Source organism: Ruegeria sp. CDSC021 (genome assembly GCF_059610845.1).
On record NZ_JBXWOK010000025.1, the window covers coordinates 1 to 4448 of the forward strand.

3 protein-coding genes are annotated in these 4448 nt (G+C 62.4%); all 3 read left to right on the forward strand.

Annotation, left to right across the window (positions count from 1 at the left end):
* Nucleotides 1-1095: glycine cleavage system aminomethyltransferase GcvT (gene gcvT, locus AC2FGB_RS19940; protein ID WP_496690629.1), on the forward strand; the 1095-nt coding region annotated here is incomplete at its 5' end.
* Nucleotides 1096-1113: 18 nt separating this feature from the next.
* A complete protein-coding gene (gcvH, locus tag AC2FGB_RS19945) occupies nt 1114-1479 on the forward strand; it encodes a glycine cleavage system protein GcvH (protein ID WP_142640419.1) in 366 nt (121 codons plus the stop codon).
* A 113-nt stretch (nt 1480-1592) separates the two neighbouring features.
* A complete protein-coding gene (gcvP, locus tag AC2FGB_RS19950) occupies nt 1593-4448 on the forward strand; it encodes an aminomethyl-transferring glycine dehydrogenase (protein ID WP_496694685.1) in 2856 nt (951 codons plus the stop codon).

Here is a 4448-nt window from a genome sequence, read left to right on the forward strand (position 1 = left end):
ATGACGGATATTAGGCGCACGCCTTTGCATGGTTTGCATGTTGAGTTGGGTGGGAAGTTGGTTGATTTTGCGGGCTGGGAGATGCCTGTTCAGTATCCCTTGGGGATTATGGGTGAGCATGCGCAGTGTCGTGAGAAGGCGGCGGTGTTTGATGTGTCTCATATGGGTCAGGTGATCCTGCGGGGTGAGGATGTTGGTGCCAAGCTTGAGGCTCTGTGCCCGCAGGCCTATGCGACATTGAAGCCTGGCAAGGCGCGGTATGGATTTTTCACCAATTCGGATGGCGGGATCATGGATGATCTGATCGTGTCGAATGCGGGGGATCACTTCTTTGTGGTGGTGAACGCGGCGCTGCGTCATCAGGATATTCCGCATATGCGCGACAATCTGGACGGGGTTGAGGTGATCGAGATCTTTGACCGCGCGCTTGTTGCGGTGCAGGGACCGAAGGCCGAGGATGTGGTGGGTGCGCTTTGCCCTGCGGCGCGGGATCTGAAGTTCATGGAAACTGTTGTTGCCGACATTCTGGGGGCCGAATGCCGGATCTCGCGTCTGGGCTATACCGGCGAGGACGGGTACGAGATCTCGATCCCCGAGGACCGCGCGATTGAAATCACCAAGGCCTTCCTGGCGCATGAGGATTGCGAGGCGGCGGGCCTGGGCGCGCGCGACAGCCTGCGGCTGGAGGCGGGGCTGTGCCTGTATGGCAATGACATCGACCAGGGCACCTCGCCGATCGAGGCCAGCCTGGGTTGGGCGATCCAGAAACGCCGCAAGGAAGAGGGCGGATTCCCGGGGGCCGACCGCATTCAAAAAGAACTGGCCGAGGGTCCCGCGCGCAAGCTGGTGGGCATCAAGCCGGAAGGCCGGGCACCGGCGCGTCAGGGCGTGGACATTCAGTGCGCGCAGGGCAATACAATCGGCCAGATCACCTCGGGCGGGTTTGGCCCGACGGTCGGTGGACCTGTGGCGATGGGCTATGTGGCGGCGGATCATGCCGAACCGGGCACGGCGGTGAACCTGATCATCCGGGGCAAGCCGCAACCGGCACAGATTGTGGCCACCCCCTTTGTCACCCAGAATTACAAGCGTTGAAGTCAGGAGAGAGACAACATGGCAACCTATTATTCCGAAGAGCACGAATGGCTGACCGTCGAGGGCGACACCGCGACGCTGGGCATCACCAAACACGCGGCTGAACAGCTGGGCGACGTGGTGTTCGTGGAACAGCAGGAAGCAGGCGACGAGTTCGAGAAGGGTGGCGAGATTGGCGTGATCGAATCCGTCAAGGCGGCGTCCGAGCTTTATGCGCCGGTTGATGGCGAGATCGTCGAGGTCAACGAGGCGCTGGCCGACAATCCGGGCGCGCTGAACGACGACCCCGAGGGCGAGGCCTGGATTTACAAGATCAAGATCACGGATGCGTCGCAGCTGGAAGATCTGATGGATGAGGCCGGCTACAAGGCCTTCATCGGGTAACTTCAATTCCGGGGCCCTGAAACCGGGCCCCGGGCTTCATCTTTTTCCAAATACTCCCGCCGGAGGCATCTGCCAGAGCGGCTGGGCGAGACATTCCTTGAGGAGCGCTACACATGGCCTTCAAACTCACCGATTACGAAGCCTATGACTTTGCCAACCGTCGCCATATCGGGCCCAGCCCGACCGAGATGCGCGACATGCTCAAGGTGATCGGCTTCACGACGCTGGATCAGCTGATTGACGCCACCGTCCCCCCTGCGATCCGGCAGAAGGAAGCGCTGGACTGGGGTCCGGCGATGACCGAGCGCGATGCGCTGTTCCACATGAAAGAGGTGGCGAGCAAGAACAAGGTTCTGACCTCGCTGATTGGTCAGGGCTATTACGGCACCACCACGCCTGCGCCGATCCTGCGCAATATCCTGGAAAACCCGGCCTGGTACACGGCGTACACGCCTTATCAGCCCGAGATCAGCCAGGGCCGGCTTGAGGCGCTGCTGAACTTCCAGACCATGGTCAGCGATCTGACCGGGCTGGACGTGGCCAACGCATCCCTGCTGGACGAAGCAACCGCTGCTGCCGAGGCGATGGCGATGGCCAAGCGCGGTGGCCGGTCCAAGGCCAATAACGCGGCTTTCTTCGTCGATAAAAACTGCCACCCGCAGACCATTGCGGTGATCAAAACCCGCGCCGAGCCTCTGGGCATCGACGTACAGGTGGCTGATCCGGATACGATGGACGCGGGCGCGGTGTTTGGCGCGATCTTCCAGTATCCCGGCACGCATGGACATGTGCGCGACTTCACCGCCGAGATCGCGGCGCTGCATGAACATAAAGCCATTGCCATCGTTGCCGCCGACATCCTGTCGCTGGCGCTGCTGAAGTCACCGGGTGAGATGGGCGCGGATATCGCCATCGGCTCGACCCAGCGCTTTGGCGTACCGATGGGCTATGGTGGCCCGCACGCGGCCTATATGGCGACCACCGACAAGCTGAAGCGGTCGATGCCCGGCCGGATCATCGGCGTCAGCATCGACAGCCGGGGCAACAAGGCCTATCGCCTGGCGCTGCAGACCCGCGAACAGCATATCCGCCGCGAGAAGGCCAACTCGAATGTCTGCACCGCGCAGGCGCTGCTGGCCGTCATTGCGTCGATGTATGCGGTTTATCACGGCCCTGATGGCATCAAGGCCATTGCGCAATCGGTGCACCGCAAGACCTCGCGCCTGGCCGCCGGTCTGGAAGAGGCGGGCTTTGCCGTGGAACCGGAAGTGTTCTTTGACACCATCACGGTCGAGGTCGGCCATCTGCAGAATGTCGTGATGGAGGCCGCCGTGGCCCGCGGCGTCAACCTGCGCAAGGTCGGCGACAGCAAGGTCGGCATCAGCCTGGACGAACAGACCCGGCCCGAGACCATCGAGGCCGTCTGGGGTGCCTTCGGCATCGATCGGGCGGATGACAGCTCGAACAAGCAATACCGCCTGCCGGATTACGCGCTGCGTGAAAGCGAATATCTGACCCACGAGATCTTCCACAAGAACCGGGCCGAGGCCGAGATCACACGCTATATGCGCCGTCTGGCCGACCGCGATCTGGCGCTGGACCGCGCGATGATCCCGCTGGGGTCCTGCACCATGAAGCTGAACGCCACGGTTGAGATGATCCCGGTCACCTGGCCCGAGTTCGGCAACCTGCACCCGTTCTGCCCAGAAGATCAGGCGCAGGGCTATCACGAGATGATCGATGATCTGAACGACAAGCTGTGCCAGATCACCGGCTATGACGCGATCTCGCAGCAGCCCAACTCGGGTGCGCAGGGCGAGTACGCAGGCCTGCTGACGATCCGCAACTATCACTTCGCCCGCGGCGAAGGGCACCGCAATGTCTGCCTGATCCCCACTTCGGCCCATGGCACCAACCCGGCCTCGGCCCAGATGGTGGGCTATCAGGTGGTGCCGGTGCAAGCGGATGAGAAGGGCAACATTGATGTCGCCGATTTCCGCGCCAAGGCGGAAAAGCATTCCGACCATCTGGCCGCCTGCATGATCACCTATCCGTCGACCCATGGCGTGTTCGAGACCACCGTCCAGGAGGTCTGCCAGATCACCCATGATCACGGCGGTCAGGTCTATATCGACGGCGCCAACATGAACGCCATGGTCGGCCTGTCGCGCCCCGGTGATATCGGCGGCGATGTCAGCCACCTGAACCTGCACAAGACCTTCTGCATCCCGCATGGCGGTGGCGGCCCCGGCATGGGTCCGATCGGCGTCAAGGCGCATCTGGAGGAACACCTGCCCGGCCACCCGGAATACGGCACCGCCGTCGGTCCGGTCTCGGCGGCACCGTTTGGGTCTCCGTCGATCCTGCCGGTCAGTTGGGCCTATGTGCTGCTGATGGGCGGTGCGGGTCTGACCCAGGCCACGAAAGTGGCGATCCTGAACGCCAACTATATCGCGGCCCGGCTGCAGGACGCCTATCCGATCCTGTACACCTCGGAAACAGGCCGGGTGGCGCATGAATGTATCCTTGACACCCGTCCTTTGGATGAGGCGGCCCATGTCAGCGTCGACGATGTGGCCAAACGACTGGTCGATTCAGGCTTCCACGCGCCGACCATGTCCTGGCCGGTGGCCGGAACCCTGATGGTCGAGCCCACCGAGTCGGAACCCAAGGACGAACTGGATCGCTTCTGCGACGCCATGCTGTCCATCCGGGCCGAGGCGCAGGACATCATCGACGGCAAGATCGATGCGGAGAACAACCCGCTGAAAAACGCCCCCCATACGGTGCGCGATCTGGTCGGCGACTGGGACCGCCCCTACACCCGCGAACAGGCCTGCTTCCCTCCGGGCTCCATGGGCGTCGACAAATACTGGTCCCCCGTCAACCGCGTCGACAACGCATACGGCGACCGAAACCTCATCTGCACATGCCCACCAATGGACGCTTACGAAGAAGCCGCAGAGTAA

Excerpts from the sequence above, each read along its gene's own strand:
- gcvP (WP_496694685.1), top strand. The coding sequence starts at position 1,593 with ATGGCCTTCAAACTCACCGATTACGAAGCCTATGACTTTGCCAACCGT.
- gcvH (WP_142640419.1), top strand. The coding sequence starts at position 1,114 with ATGGCAACCTATTATTCCGAAGAGCACGAATGGCTGACCGTCGAGGGC.